Raw genomic sequence first — 16,128 nt, forward strand, 5'->3', positions numbered from 1 at the left:
CGTTTCAGGCGGCGGATTGGCCGCTGTGACCGGGGCGCGCGCCGAAGCGGCCCGCGGGATCGTGAACAAGGCGCAGATCCGACAGTCGGCTGGCTGCCTCGGCGGAGAGCGTCGGCAACGCGGCCGTGGAGCGTTCGAGATCGGACTCGCCGACATAACTGCCGGTTGCGAAGCCGCGGCAGGTTTCGACGGAGCTGCGAAGCCACGCCAGGTTCTCCTTGTCCTGCGCGGCCTCCGGCCAGATCCCGTAGAGTGTCGCGAACACGCGGCCGTCGCGGCTGAAGGCGGCATCGCCCGGCAGAGGGACGGCGTTCGAACGCAGCGCGACGAGACCGAAGCTCCGGGAGGACGGGGCCCGATCGATGCTGCGCAGGACGCGCGCAAGCGCCTCTCCGAAGGCCCCGTCGGACCACAGGCAGTCCACCCCGTATCGCGCGCCTTTCGGCGTCGACTGTCCGGTCATCTCGTAGAGCGCCGAGATCGGCGTGGGCATCGGCCCGGCGACCTCCACCGCCCCCTCGGGTGCATCGCGCCAGAGATCGGCGCAGATCCTGCGCGCCTCGGCCTCCTCGGTTGCGAAGACATTCGCGATGGCCGCGATGACGGCCCCTTCCGGCCCGGCAGCGATCTTGGCCGTGAACTCGACATTGGCAGGCGCGCGGCCAACGGCCGCCTCCGCCCATGCCGCGACCGCCTCGGCCTCGCCCGCAGGATAGACCCGGACCACCGACGTCAACGCGCGCGGCGCCTCAAAGAGCCGGACCCGGAACGCGGTGACGATGCCGAAGAACCCGGGGCCGGCGCCGCGGGCGGCCCAGAAGATGTCGGGATGCTCTGTCGCCGTGGCGGTCAGCAACCGGCCATCGGCCATCACCACGTCGACCCCTTGCACGGAGAAGCAGGCGATGCCCCAGGCACCGGAGTTCCAGCCGACCCCGCCGCCGAGCAGGTAGCCGCTGACGGTCACGTCACCGCAATGGCCAACCGGAAACGCCAGCCCGTGGCGATCCAGCGCCGCGGCGAGCCGCGCGTTGGACACGGCCGGTCCGAGGATGGCGCTACGCTCGGTCACATCGATCCGCAGCCCGTCCAGTGCGCCCAGGTCGACGACCATATCGGCGCGGGCGGCGATGCCCGTGAACTGGTGCCCGCCGCCTCTTGCGGAGACGCTCAGGCCGTGTTCGCTGGCGTAGCGGACGGCCGTCTGGACATCGGCCGCGTCTGCCGCGCGGACGATCACCCGCGCCTGGCGCTGCGGCTTGCGGCCGTTCCAGATCAGGGCGTCGCAGGCCTCGGCATGGTCGGGATCGAACACGGTAATCACCGTCCCGCGGATGCGGGACTTCAGGGTCTCGAAAGTCATTTAGAAGGTCTCTGCAATGCTTGGGCGCCCGTCCCGCCGAAACCGGCCGTTGGGATCGGGTGCCCCGATGGGAAATGAAGAACGATCGGGGCGCTTCGGCGAAGGTTCGGCGACCGCGTCCCTGGGAGGTGCAATACGCCCGCAGCCTGGCGCGGGCATGCTAAGTGTTCGCTCGCGAAATGCTCACGAATGCTAAGAGATTGCTAAACGGCGACCTCGCCCGCGTCGGGCTCCTCAAGCGCCACCCGGCAGGCCGCGACCAGCCTGAACCGTCCGCGCCCCGCCTTCTCGATCCTGAGGCATGCGGACCGCTCCTCGAGCCGCTTGCGCAGGAGGATCAGGCGGGCATCGAGGTTCTCGGCATGTGCCGGCAGCCGCAGTGCCGGGTCGAGGCGCAGCTCGCGGGTGGTGAACTCCGTGCGCCCGGTGGCGCGATGCTCGCACAGCAGCCGCCACAGGATCGCACCGGCCACGCCCTTGATGAGGTATTCGTTCTCCAGAAAGACGCTCTGGTCGAGCCGGAAGTAGCGCAGGGTCACCTGGCCACTCGCCGCGACCGGGGCCGTCGCGTCACCGGCAACTTCGTCGGCAGCGTCCTGACGCAGCAGGGACATCCGCGCGCCGACATGGCCGGCGACCAGCGCGAGCGCATCCTCCTCCTCGTAGCCGAAACGGTTGATCTCGTCGTCCTCGGCAAACAGCACCCCGACCACGACCCCGCCTTCGGTGATCGGAAGCGCGATCTGGCTGCGCGGGGCCTCCAGACCGGGGAAGGCAATGAGCCGGGGCGCGTCGCAGACGATACCGTGGCGGCGCGCGGCGTCGCTGATCGCGGCGCCATAGCGGTATTCCCGGGTCATGTGACCGATGCGGATCGGTGCGTTCTCCCGCGCCGCGACGCCGATCACGCCCTCACCCAGCGCCACCTCGGCCCCGACACCGGTATGGGGATAGCCATGCGATGCGACGGTGTAGAGCCGACCGGCCTCCGCACCCGCCATCAGGACCATCGACCAGGAGATCCCGAAGTCGCGCTCGAGGCAGGCCGTCACGCAATCCAGAAGCTCTTCGAGGTCGGCGCAGCCATCGAGAGCCGAACAGGTGCGCCGCGTCGCCGCCAGAAGCGAAGGGCGGTTCGCCACGGGCAGCACGACCGGGCCCGGCACCGCCTCGATCGACTGTACTCGGTAGATATCCGCGCCGAGCAGCCGGAACACATCCTCGACCCCGTGGTGCGAAGCGATCCCCGCGAGCTTTGCCTTCATGCCTTCGAACAGCGGACCGCCGATCTGCGTCTCCTCGTAGGAGAGCGACAGCCGGAAATGCTCGAGCGTTTCAGGATCGGTCACCAGCACGATCGCGCGGCGTGTGGCCATAACGTTGCGGCGCGTCTTGTTGAAGAACTGGTAGGAGAGCGCGACGTGTTCCGGGTCCACGTAATGAACCTGGCTGATCATCGAGACATTCGGAATACCATCGGCATCGCAGGTCGCAAGAACCGAGGCCATCACCCCCTCGAGCGCCCGTCGGAGCCCGTCTATGCGAAGGCCCGTCATCTCGGCAGCTCCGCGCCGGCGCCGGGACCGGGGGTCTGAGTGAACACCCGCTCGGGCGTCAGTTCCAGCGCCACCAGATCCGCCGGATCATAGGCGCAATACCCCGCCGCCTGGACGCGCGAGTAGCCGATCTCCACCAGCCCGTCCTGGAAAAGCACGCTCTGCCGGTCCATTTCGGGCAGGTCATCCGAACAGGCCGGGCAGATCCTGGCATGGGACGCCTTCACCTGAAAGGAACTGTGGTCCCGCGTCGCCGTGAACGTGACGGCCACCGGACGTTGCAATTCCACCGCCAGCAGGACCGCCGCATTGGCCGCCTGACCCAGCAATACCCGCACCACGCTCCCCGGCATGATGCGACAGCCGACTCCGAGACCGACGACCGGCGCGCCATTGTCGTCGCCCGATGCGATCGAGACCCCACAGCCCCCCTGCGCGAGCGCAACGAGATCGCCGGGAAGCTGCGCATGGCTTATCGCGGTGGGCATGGAGAATGCCGGTTGCACATCGCCGGTCCGACTTCGGGCCTTTCGGACCAAAGCGCGGCATTGTCTGGCAGGACCGTCCTGCAAGTTTCTGGCAGCCGGAAAGGCCGCCGCAGCACGGCAGCGCCTGTTTCCATATCGGGATCGAGCGGCATCCTGATGAGAGCCAGCATCGCCTTTTGCCATTCGATTTCGCGACCGATTGCACGACGGTCTCATCAAGCAGCCCATCCGTCATGCTTGAACCCGACATCGGCGTCGCAATTCGCATCCGCCCTGCCCGTCTGCCTGTCTTTCCGGCGCAGTGGGTGCCAGGGAATGGCACAGCCTATGTCGGATCGCCCGCATGGGGTATTGAGAGGGGCATGGGAACCGTCACCTCACTCTTTCTACGCAAGATGGTTGCGGCGGCCGGGCCGGAGGTCGATCAGGCAGGGCTGCTGCGGTCGGTCGGCCTCGCCCCGGACGCCGAGACCGATCCTAAGACCATGATCGCGGATACCGAGTATTACCGACTGCTGGAGCGCATCGCGGCCGAGATCGACGTCACCGACCTGCCCCTGCGCACCGGGGCCTCGATGCGGCTCGACGATTACGGGGCGCTCGGGCTGGCGTTCAAGTCGGCCACGACGCTCGGCGGTTCCTTTGCCCGGGTCACCCGGTTTGCGCGGCTCTGGACCAGCGTCGTCGAATATTCTCTGGAGCCCGAGGGGGAAGACAGCTGGTTTCACCTGCACCGCGCCGGGCCGCCTCGGCTAGGCCTTCGGCTGTCGAACGAGGCGACACTGGCCAGCGCGACGGCCATCGCCCGCGAGGTTTCGCAGACCGGCAGCTTTTCCCCGCTGGAAGTTCACATCCGGCACGCGGCACCGTCCGGCACCGCGCAGCACGAGGCCTATTTCGGATGCCCGGTCGTCTTCGGCTCGGATCGCGACGCACTGCTGATCGCCCGAGCCTCGTTGGACAGCCCCAACCGGCTTGGCGACCGGGGCATCACACGGTTTCTCGACAGCCACCTGGAACAGGAACTCTCCCTGCTCGCCGAGACCCGGCCTATCGCCGACCGCACCCGGGATGTTATCGCGCGGGCTCTCAGCGAAGGGCTTCCCAGGATGGAGGATGTCGCCCGCCGGCTGGGACTGAGCGCGCGTTCCCTGCACCGCCGGCTGGCCGAGGATGGCCTGACCTTCCAGTTGCTGACCGATGACACCCGCCGGGAACTGGCCGAGGGCCTGCTGCGTGACGAGCAATATTCCATCGCCGAGATCGCCTATCTGACCGGCTTCTCCGAACAGAGTGCCTTCAACCGCGCCTTCAAGCGCTGGACGGGCGCAACGCCGGCCGGCTTCCGAAGCGGCAAACCTCGCTCGTGAGCGCCTCCACGGCAGGAAAAGCGTCGACAAGCTGCCCGTCGCGGTCAACATGTCGAGACCATGGACAAGCTTTCCGTCATGCACGCCTATTGCCGCATCGTCGAGCGCGGCAGCTTCGCCCGCGCCGCCGAGGATCTTGGCGTTTCCGCGGCGCTTCTCAGCCGTGAGGTCAAACTGCTGGAGGAAAGCCTCGGCAGCACGCTCCTGACCCGCACCACGCGCTCCATGTCCCTGACCGATGCCGGGCGGCTCTACTACGAGGAGGCGCTCGGGATCCTCGATGCGGTGGGACGGGTGGAGGACCATATCCGCGACGGCGCAGGACGGGTTCAGGGGCATCTGAAGGTCAACGCCTCGAGCTCCTTCGGGCAGATGGTGATCGCGCCGATCCTGCCCTCCTTTCTCGACGCGTATCCGGATCTTCGGCTGACGCTGTCGATGGACGATCGCGTGGTGGACATGATCGAAGGCGGTTTCGACGTCTCCATCCGAATCCGGCCCGCGATGCCGGATTCCTCGCTGGTGGCGCGGCGGATCGGGATCATGCGGCAGAGGATCTTTGCCGCACCGGGCTATCTGGAGCACGCGGGCACGCCGCAGAGCCCTGACGATCTGTCCCGGCATCGCATCGTCGGCTTCCTGCTCGCCGAGCACCTGACGGAATGGGCCCTCTCGGGACCGGACGGCCCCTGCACCGTCCAGATCGACCCGCCCTTGCGGGTGGGAAACAGCCTGGTCCTGCGCGACCTGCTCGTCGCCGGACAAGGGATCGGCACCCTGCCCGATTTCGTCTCCGACGGCCCGGAAGCGCGCGGCGAGCTGGTTCGCCTGCTGCCGGATTACGAGTTGCCCGCGCCGGAGATCTTCGCCGTCACCGCGTCCCGGCTCGGCATGGACGCCAGGGTCTCGGCCTTTCTCGAGCACCTGCGCACCGCGCTCCGGCCCGCGCATTCATAACCTGGTGTAAAGAATGATTTGCGCGCGGGTCGCTTATTCCCGCCCGCCCGATCACCGATCTTCCCGGCAACGAAACACCGACCGGAGACGATCCCATGCCCCGCATTCTCGTGCTTTACTATTCCAGCTACGGCCATGTCCGCGACATGGCGCTGGCCGCGGCGGAGGGCGCGCGCAGCGTTCCCGGCGCGCGCGTCGATATACGCCGCATTCCCGAAACCGTGCCCGAAGCCGTGCGGCGGAGCGCTGGCTACATTGCGGACGACACACCCGAGGCCGCACCCGCCGATCTGGCGGATTATGACGGCCTGCTGCTCGGCACGCCCACCCGCTTCGGCATGATGGCCGGCCAGGTGAAGCAGTTCCTCGACCAGGCCGGCGGACTCTGGGCGCGGAATGCGCTGGTCGGCAAGGTGGCCGGGGTCTTTGCCTCCACCGGCTCGCAGCACGGCGGCCACGAGGCGACGCTGCTCTCCACGCAGATCCCGCTGCAGCATTTCGGGATGCTGATCGCCGGCCTGCCCTATTCCTTCGCCGGCCAGACCTCGCGCGACGGCATCATCGGCGGCGCGCCTTATGGCGCGGGCACCATCGCCGGGGCCGATGGCGCGCTCCGTCCCACCGAGACCGATCTTGCCGGCGCGCGGTTCCAGGGCGCCCATGTGGCCGAACTGGCCGCCCGCCTCGCCCTCGGCGAACGCATGCGCGAGGCCGCCTGAGTCAACGGCCGTCATGGCTCCGGTACTCCGCGCACGCCGCGGAGAGTGCCGGGCTCTTCCCCCCGAACCTGAAAGGGCCTTCCCATGAGCTTCCCCTTCCGCCTCCCCGTCAGACGTCGGCTTCGCCACCGGCGGCGAGCCGTTTCCCGCGATCTCTCTCCCCGGCAGATGCGCGACATCGGTCTTGTCCCGTGGCCGGACCAGCCGCCCGTCTTCCCGCGCCACCTCTGGTAAGCGCCCGCGCCGCAAAGGACACCCGACCATGACCCGCCCGACCGACATCCTCCTCACCGCGCTCGCCCCGGCGATCTGGGGCAGCACCTACCTCGTCACGACCGAGGCCCTTCCCCCGGGTTACCCCGTCACCCTCGCGGTGCTGCGCGCGCTGCCGGCCGGGCTTCTGTTGCTGGCCGTCACCCGCTGCCTGCCGCCGCGGGCCTGGCTGGGCCGCGTCTTCGCACTGGGGGCGCTGAACTTCGCCATCTTCTGGACGCTGCTCTTCGTGGCGGCCTACCGGCTCCCCGGCGGCGTCGCGGCGACGCTCGGATCCTTGCAGGCGCTGATCGTCATTGGGCTCGCGCGCGGCGTGCTCGGCACGCCGGTCCGCGGGATGGCGGTGCTTGCGGCCCTCACCGGTGTCGCCGGCGTGGCCCTGCTCCTGCTCGGCCCGGAGGCCGCGCTCGACCCGATCGGCATCGTCGCCGGGATCGGCGGCGCCGCCTCGATGGCCGCGGGCACCGTGTTGAGCCGCAAGTGGCAACCGCCCGTGCCCGCGCTGAGCTTCACCGCCTGGCAGTTGACCGCGGGAGGGCTGATCCTGCTGCCCGTCGCGCTCGTGCTCGAGCCTCCCCTGCCGCCTCTCGATGCCGCGAATCTCGCCGGCCTCGCGTGGCTCGGGCTCGTTGGCGCGGCGCTGACCTACTGGCTGTGGTTCCGCGGCGTCGCCCGGATCGAGCCCGGCGCGGTCTCGATGCTCGGCATGATGAGCCCGGTCACCGCCGTCGCCCTCGGCTGGCTGTGGCTCGGTCAGGCGCTGAGCCCGCTGCAGGCCCTGGGCGCGGTGATCGTGCTCGGTTCGGTCTGGGTGGGCCAGGTCATCAACCGACCCCGGCTCCGAAAGGCCCAAGTCACGTCAGGCCGCGCCCTCTCGGCCTGAACGACCGGCCCATCCAGTCAACAAGACCGGCCGCGCGGGAGCAGACCTCGCGCGGCCAAAATCTTTTTCAATCAGCGCCATGCACGACGATATTGAGACCTTCCTCGGGGCTTGGAGGAACGAAGTGCCCGCTCAGCTGCGCAAACTGTTCGTCCGAGACCTCGAACGGATGATCGCCGCCCGCGTTGCGCGCCCGCAACCGCGCCAGGCAGACCTCGTCCGGCACGTCGAGGAAGTGCAGTTCGTGAGCCGCAGCCGAGGCCTCGACAAGGCCGCGCATCCAGGCGCGTCGGGCAAGGGTGTTCGCCTGGAAGTCGAGCACGACGGAGACGCCCGCCCGCAGCAGCGAGACGACGTGAGGGCCGATGGCGGCCTCAAGCCGGGCGGAGCAGCGAACGTAATCGGCGATCGTGGCCATCTGCTCGCCGTAGAGGGCGGCAAGCAGCGCATCCTCGGAGAGGACGACGGTTCCCGGCTGGCGTCCCAGCTTCCCGGTCAGGGTCGATTTTCCGGAAGCGGGTTTGCCGCAGAGGAGATGGAGCGTGGGCACGTTGGGTGACATGAGACAGACCTGTCGAGGCGCAAGGCGCGTTTCGTGGAAATTCGGATACAGGGAACCCGGCCCGGCGAGTCAGGCCGGGATGGTAATTCGAGCCGGGAGCTTGCCGGCGGGTATCCGAAACACGGTCGTCATGCGGGCGTGGTGCCATGCGGGCGGCGGGATGTCCATGCCGGCGCGCCGGTCATGCCTGATAGCTGGGCGCCCCGACCACCGCGTCACGCCAGCCCCTGCGCCGTCCAAAGCAGGCCGAGCAGGAGCAAGGCCGCGGAGAGCACACAGGCCAGCGTGCGAACCGTGTTCCAGAAGGTCCAGCGGGGCAGATAGGTGCCGGTCCAGTAGCTGCGGGCGGCATCGGAGGACCGGTCCATGCCCGCAAGAGCTTCGTTCATCGGCACGTTGAAAAACACCGTGACGCCGAAGCACCCTACGAGGTAGACGATGCCAGCCGCCAGGACGAGGCCGCGCTCGGGCCCGCTCATGCCGAATGCCGCGACGCCGGCAACCCCCAGCGAGACGACGGCCATGCCGAGAAACAGGGTCATGAAGACCCAACGGTAGACCTCCCGGTTGATGACCTGCATGGCCTCCACGCCACCGCTGCCGCCGGTCAGCGACAGCGACCGCATGATGAAATCCGAGAAGGCGAGGAAAACACCGCCGACCAGCGCGTAGGCCAGGATGGCCGCCTGCATCAGCACGAAGAAGAACGGGGACATATGTGAAACCTCCTTGAGGGGTCGATGGGCGGCGGGACGGCGCGGCCATCCCGCCGCGAGCGTGACGGTTCAGGCGGCCGGATAGCCTCGGCGCAGCCGCTCGGGCGCGCGGAGCCTGTGGCGAAAGGCGACCAGGCAAAGGGCGGCGATGGCCAGTTCGACGACCAGCGCGCCAAGGATGCCACCGGAGGGCATGCCGTCGGCCACGATCCCGAAGAGTCGCCCGGCCGGAAAGGCCAGGAAGACGGTCAGCGCCACGATCATCGACACCCGGCTCAGCGTGCCCCGGACGATCCCGGCCAGCATGAGCGCTCCGAAGGCGGCGAGGCCAGCGGCCGGGGCGCGCAGCTCGCTCAGCAGGCTGGCGTCGCTGCCGAGCGCGATGCCGTAGCTCGCGTAGAAAACATGCGGCGCAGCAAGGATGCAGCCACCGATGGCGAGAGCCGTGACGCCGGAGATGCCAAGCGCAGCCTTTTCAAGTCGGGTAAGGGTCATGGGATGTCCTTTCGGTATCGAAGTCGTTTGACGGTCAGGCGGCCACCGGCCATGCGCCCGCCTGTGCGGCGGCTTTGGCGAAATCCGCGAAATCGCGCGGCGGCCGGCCAAGGGCGCGCTCGACGCCGTCGCTCAGGCTGGCATTGCGTCCATCCAGCGTCTCCCGCGCGATCGCGGTGAAGACGTCGGCCACGAAGTCTCCACCCGTCGCCGCGATCCCGGCGTGGAAATCCTCGAACGTGATCGGGACATGCCGGATCGGCAGGCCGGTGGCGGCGGACAGCTCGCCAGCCATGTCGGCGAAGGTCAGGAGCCGCGGCCCTGTCACCTCGTAGAGTTCGCCCCGGTGCCCTTCTTCGGTCAGCGCCGCCACCACCACATCGGCGATGTCGTCGATGTCGATGATCGGCTCGGCGACGTCGCCCCCCGGCATCGGCAGCACGCCGGAGAGGATCGGCTCCCGCAGGTAGCCCTCGGAGAAGTTCTGCGCGAACCAGGCCGAGCGGACGATGGTGAAATCCACGCCCGAGTTGCGCACGACCTCCTCGCCCAGTCGCGCGTGATGCTCCCCGCGACCGGACAGCAGGACGAGGTGCTCGACGCCCGCGGCCTTCGCAGCGGCACAGAGCGCCTCGAGCTTCTCGACCGCACCGGGAAAAGCCAGATCGGGGAAATAGGTGACATAGGCCGACCGGACGCCCTCCAGAGCGGCGCCCCAGGTTTCCGGCGCGTCCCAGTCGAAGGGCGTGCCGGAGCTGCGGGAGCCGTGGCGAACCGGAAGGCCCTTCGCCTCCAGTCGGGCGATGACGCGCGCGCCTGTCTTGCCGGTGGCGCCGATGACGAGAATGGGTTTGACGTGCATGGATGATCTCCCTGGCTTTGCGTGATGGCCAAGGGATAGCCGCCCCGAAGCGCCGGGGTATTGACCGAACCTGCCATGGTTTTGACCGGAAATGCCACGCTGGCTGGCGCGGGGCGTTGATCCGTCCACATCGCTGCCGGCACCGCCCGCATCGCAGCCGTCACGAAACGGTTACACGGCTGCCCGAAGAAGGCCCGCAAACCGGAATGACGAAAGATGCGGGAGCAGAGGCGACATGGCAGGCGGGATCGAGGTGGGTGCGGTTGGCAAGGATTTCGCGGGGCTCGCCGCCGTCGACAACGTGACCTTCGATGTCGAACCGGAGGAATTGTTCGTCATCGTCGGTGAATCCGGTTGCGGGAAGAGCACGCTCCTGCGGCTGATTGCCGGGCTCGAAGCACCGGACCGCGGCGAGATCCGGCTGCACGGCGAACTCGTGGCCAACAGTTCGACCATGGTCCCGCCGGAAGAACGGGGAACCGGGTTCGTCTTCCAATCCTACGCGCTCTGGCCCCACCTGTCGGTCAGGAACAACGTCGCCTTTCCGCTCGAAGCCGGCGGGATGGGGCGCAAGGCGGCGGCACGGGCCGTGGAGCCGCATCTCGCCACTGTCTCGCTGCAGGACTACGCCGACCGCAAGCCGGAGGCGCTATCGGGCGGGCAACGACAGCGGGTGGCGCTGGCGCGATGCCTGGCCGGCGGCGCCCGCACGATCCTGATGGACGAGCCGCTGGCCAACCTGGACCCACATCTGCGCGCGACCATGGAGCGGGAATTGCTGGCCTTTCACCGGTCCTCCGGCGCGACGACGATCTACATCACCCACGACCAGCGCGAGGCAATGGCGTTGGCCGACCGGATGGCGGTCATGCGGGCCGGCCGGTTTCTTCAGGTCGGCACCCCCCAGGCGATCTACGAACGCCCCGTTTCGCCGGAGGTGGCGGGCTTCATCGGCCATGGCGCGGTCGTGCCGCTGCGCTATGCCGATGGCATCGCCGAACTCGGCGGCGGCCGTTTCCCGGCGGAGGCCGCACCTGGCCAACCCGCCGGACCGGCCCGCGCCCTGCTGCGCCCCGAGGGCATCGAGATCCTGCCCGATGCGACGCCCGGCGGGCTTGCCGGCACCGTGCGCAGCGTTTTCTATCGGGGCGGCACCTGGGAAGCGGAGCTGCAGATCGCCGATGGCGTGGTGCTGACGATCTCCCACGGCGCGCCGCTTCACCCCGGGCAGCCGGTGTCCGTTCGCATTCGCCGCGCCTGGATTCTGCCGGAGTAGACCATGCGACGGCCCGACGACCATTTCGATGCCGGTTCCGACCGGCTGGCGCATATCCGCAAGGTCATGCAGACCGCCCGCAGCATCGAGGCGCGGCGTTCCTTTGGCGGTCGGCTCGTGATTGCCGCCGCCTATCACGACATCGGCTATGCGCCAGACCTTGCAACCACCGGCTTTCACCCGGTCGACGGCGCGCTGGTCGCCCGCTCCGACGGCCTCGACGACGAGATCGTGGAGGCCGTGCTGCACCATTCCGGCGCACGGGCGCTGGCCCAGAGGACGCGGCCGGACCTGATGCCCCATTACGGCCCGGAATGCCGGATGATGCGCCGCGCGCTCAGCCGGGCACTGACCTTCTGCGACACCCATTCCGGCCCGCGCGGCGAGACGTTCACCCTGTCCGAACGGATCGCGGAGATCCGCCAGCGTCACACCGGAAACGCACCGCTCCTTGCGTCTCTGGAGCAGCACCGTCCGGATTACGAGGCGCTCGAGGCCGAGTTCCTGCCGCTCCTGCGCTGACCGTCAGATCCGCCAGGGCACGACGCCCGGCGGGGCGCGTCGGCCCAACTGGTCGAGCAGGACCATGAGCAGGATCGTGGCCAGGACCGTCACCGAAGACATCGCGGCCGCGAGCGTGGTGTAACCGCCGTCCTCGTAGTTGTAGATCGTGGTGCCGATGGTCTCGTTGCCCGTGGACCAGAGCAGGGCCGAGACCGTGACCTCGTTGTAGGCCGTCAGAAAGACCAGGATCGCGCCCGAGGCCGCGGCCGGGGCGATCAGCGGGAGGAAGATGCGCCGCATCCGGAACATGTAGCGCCCGCCCGCGATCCGCGCCGCCTCGTCCAGCGCCGGGTCGAGCTGGACATAGGCCGCGCTGACCGGCTTCAACGCGATCGAGAAGAAGGCGCAGAGATAGGCAAGGAAGATGATGCCGAGCGTATTGTAGAGAGAGACGCCAAGCACCGGCAGCGGCTTGATGAAGGCCAGGATGAAGGCGATGGAGATCACCAGCCCGGGGATCGCATAGGTCATCTCGGCCAGCGTCGCCAGGCTGACGGCGGTGCGCCGCACCGGCCGGCGGCGGGAGCACATGAAGCGTGCGAGGAAGACACAGCCGATGGCGATGATCCCGGCCGCCGCCGCTGCGGTCAGCGTGGAGTTCAGAAAGGCCCGCGCGGTGACCGACTGGCGAAACAGGATCTCGATGAAGTTGTCGAGGGTGATCGTCTCGGCATTGAGCGGAAGGCCATAGGTCCGCACCAGCGCCGTCGCCACGAGCGCCGTCATCGGCAGCACCAGCGTCGCCGCGACCAGCCCCGCCAGGGCTCCTTCGGCCCAGGGTCGCGCAGCGCCGAGCGCCAGGTGGAGCGGTGGCTGCGGCGGCCCGATCAGCGTCGCACGGCTGCGAACCAGCAGCGCCATCTGCGCCAGGATCACCAAGACAGCCACCAGCGCGAGCAGGGCCGCGATCACCGCCACGTCGGTCAGCACACTCGGTCCGAAGCTCGCAAGCCGCTGCCAGATCAGCACCGGCAGCGTGATGTAGCGCGCCGGGATGCCGAGCAGCGCCTGGATGCCGAAATTGCCGAGGGCCGAGACGAAGGCCAGCGCCCAGGCGGCGATCAGAATCGGCGCGAGCAGCGGCAGCAGGATCCGGAGCAGCAGCCGGACAGGCCTCGCGCCCGCAATCCGCGCCGCGTCGCTCATCTCGCGCGGCAGCGTCCGCAGCGCAGCCAGAACCACGAGAAACACCAGCGGCGTGTGCTGCACCCCGAGAAGGAATATCATGCCTCCCGGCGAATAGAGCGGATGTGTGCTGCCCAGTTCCGGCGCCATCCCGAGGCTGCGCAGGATCGGCGAGGACGGTCCCATCGCCTGGATCCAGGCAATCGCGGTGACGTGCGGCGGGATCATCATCGGGATCAGCAGCAGGAAGGTGAAAGCCCCCTTCCACCGGATGTCCGTCAACCCCATGACAAGGGCGATCGCCGTACCCGCGACCAGCGACAGGCAGGCGGACAGCGTCGCGGTCACCAGCGAATGCCCAAGCGCGCGGAGTACCGAACGGGACGCCAGCGCCTCGCCCAGCGGCGCCAGCGACAGGCCCTCCTCTCCGGTCAGGCCGACGCGGGCCAGCAGGCCGAGCGGAAAGACGAACAGCGCCAGCGCCAGAAACGTCACAGCGGCAAGGGTCATCCCCTCGCCGCTGCGCAGGTATTTCGTCAGTCGCAAGGTGTCAGCCGCCGAAGATCTCGGTGAACTTCATCTTGTTGGCCTGATCCTCGGCCAGCGCCCGGGCCGGATCGAAGTCGAGCAGTTTGATATCGGTCAGCGCCGGGAACCCTTCGGGCGGGGTGACGCCCGGATGCGCCGGCAGGTAGCCCATGTCGGCGGCAAGCTGCTGGCCTTCCTCGGAGATCAGGAAGTCGACGAAGGCCTTGGCCGCGTCGGGGTTCTGGGCTGTCGAGAGGATCGCGACGGGCTCGGTCACCGCCGAGACGCCCTCCTCGGGGAAGACGAACTGGACCGGCGCGCCGTTGGCGATCTCGCGGATCGGCAGGAAGTCCACGACGAAGCCGTAGAGCTTCTCGCCGCCGGCCACCGCCTTGTAGGTGCCGCCGTTGCCGCCTTCGGGGATTGCGCCCTGGTCGGCGAGGCCTTCGTAGAAGCTCCACCCCAGATCGGGATTGGACGTGATCGCCGCCATGTGGATCGTCGCGGCGCCGGAGGTCAGCGGCGAGGGCATTGCCAGCTTGTCCTTCGCCTCGGCCTTGAGCAGGTCCTTGTAGGACGTCGGCACCATCTCGGCGCCGGTATTGTAGACGATGCCGGTGGTGATGAGCTTGGTCGAGAAGTAATGACCCTCGTCGTCCATCAGCGCGGCGTCGTAGGCCGAGGTGTCGGCCTCCGGGTAGGCCATCAGCCGGCCCTCGGCCTCGAGGCCCTCCATCGTGACCATGTCGGCGATGAGAAGCACGTCGGGCTGCGGTGCTCCGGCCTCGAACTCGGCGCGCAGCTTGGCCATGACCTTGGTGGTGCCGTCCCGGATCCACTCGACCTCGACCTCGGGATACTTCGCCTGGAACGCATCGACGGTCTGCTGGGCATCGGCATTCGGCTGCGACGTGTAAAGAACGAGCTTGCCGGAGACATCGGCGGCGAGGGCGGAGGTGGAAAGAAGGGCGGCGGCGATCGCCGGGAGGACAAGACGCATGGGAAACCCCGTGGATGGATTGTTGTCCCGCCGCGCTAGCAGAGGCGTGTGACAGTTTTTCAACGCATCAGGATCTCGCCCGGCGAATTCGGCCGCAGGACACAGGGGATGATCACAGCCTTGGCAGAGCGGCCCCGCATCCGTGGAGGCCGCGCCTGCGCTTCAACAGGGGGGGGTGAGCCGGCAAGCCCCGCTTCAGCCCCAGACGCGATCGAGGCAGGCCAGCCAGTTCTCGCGCGCCAGCTTCCGCAACAGCGCGTCGTCGTATCCATGCGCCGCCATCGCCTCGAAGAGCGCGGGCACGCCGGTCACGTCTCCGATCACGTCGGGCACGACACAGCCGTCGAAATCCGACCCGAGGCCCACGTGATCCTCGCCCAATTGGTCGATAAGGTGATCGAGGTGCCGCAGCATCGCCTCCCAACCGCCATCGGCGGCAGTGCTGCCGTCGGCATTCAGGAAGAAGGTCGCAAAATTGAGACCCACCATGCCGCCACGCTCGCGCATCATGTGGAGTTGCCGGTCGGTGAGGTTGCGGGGCGACGGGCAGAGCGCGTGGGCGTTGGAATGGGTCGCGACCAGCGGCGCGCTGGAATGGGCCGCCACATCGTCGAACCCGGCCTCGTTGAGATGCGACAGGTCGATCAGGATGCCTAGGGAGTCGCATAGCCGGACGAGGTCCTTGCCCTTTTCGGTAAGCCCAGGCCCGGTGTCCGGCGTTCCGGGAAAGGCCATCGGGACCCCGTGGCCAAAGACCGTCGGGCGGCTCCAGACCGGACCGAGCGACCGCAGCCCCATCTCGTGGAAGAGGTAGAGCGCGTCGAGGTCTGGGCCGATCGCCTCGGCACCCTCCATGTGCATCACCCCGGCGATGGCGCCGGTGCCCATGGCGTCGCGGATCTCGCGCACAGAGCGGCAGACCCGGAAATCCTCCGGCGCAGCGCGCTGCATCCAGTGGAGCAACCCGGCCATTGTCATGGCGTCGGGCTGCGCGGTGGCATGATCCATCTGGGGCGGCAGCGGCACCTCGAACGGGGGATTTGCCATCATGGCCCGGAGATCGGACAGCGATCCGCTCGCGCGCGGCGGCACGAAGATCGCGAACAGCCCGCCCGCAAAGCCCGCCGCCTTCATCCGCGGCAGGTCCAGATGCCCTGCCCCGCCGGTTCCGAGCCAGACATCTTCCCTCGGCCCCGGCGCATTCATCAGGCGCAGGAGGAAATCGTTGTGACCATCGAAGAAGGGGAGAGGCGCGGTCATGGTAGCTCCTTGTCTGGCACGGGACTGGGTATGCTCGGTCATCCCGGGCCTTGCGCATCGGAAACACGCGTGCCGCGCGGAGGACGCCGAGCGCTGTGCCTGTTCCTAACCCGGAAAACGGGCGGCACGCC

General features: G+C 68.4%; 16 protein-coding genes. 6 read left to right on the forward strand and 10 right to left on the reverse strand.

Features of this window, described 5'->3' with window-relative positions; translation table 11 throughout:
• Positions 1-4: 4 nt before the first annotated feature.
• The 3 genes from CHB86_RS19650 to CHB86_RS19660 all read right to left on the reverse strand — a co-directional run bounded on the left by CHB86_RS19650 (position 5) and on the right by CHB86_RS19660 (position 3,407).
• Positions 5-1,363 (reverse strand): FAD-binding oxidoreductase, encoded by a 1,359-nt coding sequence (locus CHB86_RS19650; RefSeq protein ID WP_089234818.1) that lies wholly within the window; start codon positions 1,361-1,363, stop codon positions 5-7.
• A 203-nt stretch (positions 1,364-1,566) separates the two neighbouring features.
• Entirely contained in the window at positions 1,567-2,919 is a 1,353-nt protein-coding gene (locus CHB86_RS19655) for a GAF domain-containing protein (protein WP_089234819.1), read from the reverse strand.
• Positions 2,916-3,407, reverse strand: a complete 492-nt coding sequence (locus CHB86_RS19660; protein ID WP_089234820.1) for a hypothetical protein — start codon at positions 3,405-3,407, stop codon at positions 2,916-2,918. The genes CHB86_RS19655 and CHB86_RS19660 overlap by 4 nt, the downstream gene beginning before the upstream one ends.
• A 362-nt stretch (positions 3,408-3,769) precedes the next feature.
• On the opposite strand from CHB86_RS19660, the gene CHB86_RS19665 reads away from it, so the two are divergent.
• The 4 genes from CHB86_RS19665 to CHB86_RS19680 all read left to right on the forward strand — a co-directional run bounded on the left by CHB86_RS19665 (position 3,770) and on the right by CHB86_RS19680 (position 7,609).
• Positions 3,770-4,777: an AraC family transcriptional regulator gene (locus CHB86_RS19665; protein WP_089234821.1), complete on the forward strand. Its 1,008-nt coding sequence runs from the start codon at positions 3,770-3,772 to the stop codon at positions 4,775-4,777.
• 60 nt (positions 4,778-4,837) lie between these two features.
• Positions 4,838-5,734: a LysR family transcriptional regulator gene (locus CHB86_RS19670; protein ID WP_089234822.1), complete on the forward strand. Its 897-nt coding sequence runs from the start codon at positions 4,838-4,840 to the stop codon at positions 5,732-5,734.
• A 95-nt stretch (positions 5,735-5,829) separates the two neighbouring features.
• Positions 5,830-6,453 carry an NAD(P)H:quinone oxidoreductase gene (gene wrbA, locus CHB86_RS19675; protein ID WP_089234823.1) on the forward strand — a complete coding sequence of 208 codons (624 nt, stop codon included), beginning with the start codon at positions 5,830-5,832 and terminating at the stop codon, positions 6,451-6,453.
• A gap of 262 nt (positions 6,454-6,715) precedes the next feature.
• Positions 6,716-7,609 (forward strand): EamA family transporter, encoded by an 894-nt coding sequence (locus CHB86_RS19680; RefSeq protein WP_089234824.1) that lies wholly within the window; start codon positions 6,716-6,718, stop codon positions 7,607-7,609.
• A 67-nt stretch (positions 7,610-7,676) separates the two neighbouring features.
• Here the strand turns inward: CHB86_RS19680 and CHB86_RS19685 are convergent, their stop codons facing one another.
• The 4 genes from CHB86_RS19685 to CHB86_RS19700 form a co-directional block, all read right to left on the reverse strand.
• Positions 7,677-8,171, reverse strand: coding sequence for a P-loop nucleotide/nucleoside kinase family protein (locus CHB86_RS19685; protein WP_089234825.1), 495 nt, complete (start codon positions 8,169-8,171; stop codon positions 7,677-7,679).
• Between the two features lie 215 nt (positions 8,172-8,386).
• Positions 8,387-8,887 carry an anthrone oxygenase family protein gene (locus tag CHB86_RS19690; RefSeq protein ID WP_089234826.1) on the reverse strand — a complete coding sequence of 167 codons (501 nt, stop codon included), beginning with the start codon at positions 8,885-8,887 and terminating at the stop codon, positions 8,387-8,389.
• A gap of 69 nt (positions 8,888-8,956) precedes the next feature.
• A complete protein-coding gene (locus tag CHB86_RS19695; RefSeq protein ID WP_089234827.1) occupies positions 8,957-9,382 on the reverse strand; it encodes a DUF4345 domain-containing protein in 426 nt (141 codons plus the stop codon).
• A gap of 34 nt (positions 9,383-9,416) precedes the next feature.
• A complete protein-coding gene (locus CHB86_RS19700) occupies positions 9,417-10,244 on the reverse strand; it encodes an NAD(P)H-binding protein (RefSeq protein WP_089234828.1) in 828 nt (275 codons plus the stop codon).
• A 235-nt stretch (positions 10,245-10,479) separates the two neighbouring features.
• On the opposite strand from CHB86_RS19700, the gene CHB86_RS19705 reads away from it, so the two are divergent.
• Together CHB86_RS19705 and CHB86_RS19710 are read left to right on the forward strand one after the other, a co-directional pair.
• The gene (locus tag CHB86_RS19705; protein WP_089234829.1) at positions 10,480-11,520 is read left to right on the forward strand and encodes an ABC transporter ATP-binding protein; all 1,041 of its coding nucleotides are present in this window, start codon (positions 10,480-10,482) and stop codon (positions 11,518-11,520) included.
• Between the two features lie 3 nt (positions 11,521-11,523).
• Complete coding sequence (locus CHB86_RS19710) at positions 11,524-12,042, forward strand: HD domain-containing protein (protein ID WP_089234830.1); 519 nt, start codon at positions 11,524-11,526, stop codon at positions 12,040-12,042.
• A 3-nt stretch (positions 12,043-12,045) separates the two neighbouring features.
• Here CHB86_RS19710 and CHB86_RS19715 read toward each other — a convergent pair whose 3' ends face one another.
• From CHB86_RS19715 to CHB86_RS19725, 3 genes are all read right to left on the reverse strand, one after another.
• Positions 12,046-13,755 carry an ABC transporter permease gene (locus CHB86_RS19715; protein WP_217898344.1) on the reverse strand — a complete coding sequence of 570 codons (1,710 nt, stop codon included), beginning with the start codon at positions 13,753-13,755 and terminating at the stop codon, positions 12,046-12,048.
• Positions 13,756-13,759: 4 nt separating this feature from the next.
• Complete coding sequence (locus CHB86_RS19720; protein ID WP_089234831.1) at positions 13,760-14,737, reverse strand: ABC transporter substrate-binding protein; 978 nt, start codon at positions 14,735-14,737, stop codon at positions 13,760-13,762.
• A gap of 195 nt (positions 14,738-14,932) precedes the next feature.
• Positions 14,933-15,997: a dipeptidase gene (locus CHB86_RS19725; protein WP_089234832.1), complete on the reverse strand. Its 1,065-nt coding sequence runs from the start codon at positions 15,995-15,997 to the stop codon at positions 14,933-14,935.
• Between the last annotated feature and the right edge of the window lie 131 nt (positions 15,998-16,128).

Source organism: Tropicimonas sediminicola, assembly GCF_900188335.1.
GTDB classification, from domain to species: Bacteria; Pseudomonadota; Alphaproteobacteria; order Rhodobacterales; family Rhodobacteraceae; genus Tropicimonas; species Tropicimonas sediminicola.

What these genes read in the sequence shown, in the direction of transcription:
- CHB86_RS19650 (WP_089234818.1), bottom strand. Translation starts at nt 1,363, where the DNA reads ATGACTTTCGAGACCCTGAAGTCCCGCATCCGCGGGACGGTGATTACC.
- CHB86_RS19655 (WP_089234819.1), bottom strand. Translation starts at nt 2,919, where the DNA reads ATGACGGGCCTTCGCATAGACGGGCTCCGACGGGCGCTCGAGGGGGTG.
- CHB86_RS19660 (WP_089234820.1), bottom strand. Translation starts at nt 3,407, where the DNA reads ATGCCCACCGCGATAAGCCATGCGCAGCTTCCCGGCGATCTCGTTGCG.
- CHB86_RS19665 (WP_089234821.1), top strand. Translation starts at nt 3,770, where the DNA reads ATGGGAACCGTCACCTCACTCTTTCTACGCAAGATGGTTGCGGCGGCC.
- CHB86_RS19670 (WP_089234822.1), top strand. Translation starts at nt 4,838, where the DNA reads ATGGACAAGCTTTCCGTCATGCACGCCTATTGCCGCATCGTCGAGCGC.
- wrbA (WP_089234823.1), top strand. Translation starts at nt 5,830, where the DNA reads ATGCCCCGCATTCTCGTGCTTTACTATTCCAGCTACGGCCATGTCCGC.
- CHB86_RS19680 (WP_089234824.1), top strand. Translation starts at nt 6,716, where the DNA reads ATGACCCGCCCGACCGACATCCTCCTCACCGCGCTCGCCCCGGCGATC.
- CHB86_RS19685 (WP_089234825.1), bottom strand. Translation starts at nt 8,171, where the DNA reads ATGTCACCCAACGTGCCCACGCTCCATCTCCTCTGCGGCAAACCCGCT.
- CHB86_RS19690 (WP_089234826.1), bottom strand. Translation starts at nt 8,887, where the DNA reads ATGTCCCCGTTCTTCTTCGTGCTGATGCAGGCGGCCATCCTGGCCTAC.
- CHB86_RS19695 (WP_089234827.1), bottom strand. Translation starts at nt 9,382, where the DNA reads ATGACCCTTACCCGACTTGAAAAGGCTGCGCTTGGCATCTCCGGCGTC.
- CHB86_RS19700 (WP_089234828.1), bottom strand. Translation starts at nt 10,244, where the DNA reads ATGCACGTCAAACCCATTCTCGTCATCGGCGCCACCGGCAAGACAGGC.
- CHB86_RS19705 (WP_089234829.1), top strand. Translation starts at nt 10,480, where the DNA reads ATGGCAGGCGGGATCGAGGTGGGTGCGGTTGGCAAGGATTTCGCGGGG.
- CHB86_RS19710 (WP_089234830.1), top strand. Translation starts at nt 11,524, where the DNA reads ATGCGACGGCCCGACGACCATTTCGATGCCGGTTCCGACCGGCTGGCG.
- CHB86_RS19720 (WP_089234831.1), bottom strand. Translation starts at nt 14,737, where the DNA reads ATGCGTCTTGTCCTCCCGGCGATCGCCGCCGCCCTTCTTTCCACCTCC.
- CHB86_RS19725 (WP_089234832.1), bottom strand. Translation starts at nt 15,997, where the DNA reads ATGACCGCGCCTCTCCCCTTCTTCGATGGTCACAACGATTTCCTCCTG.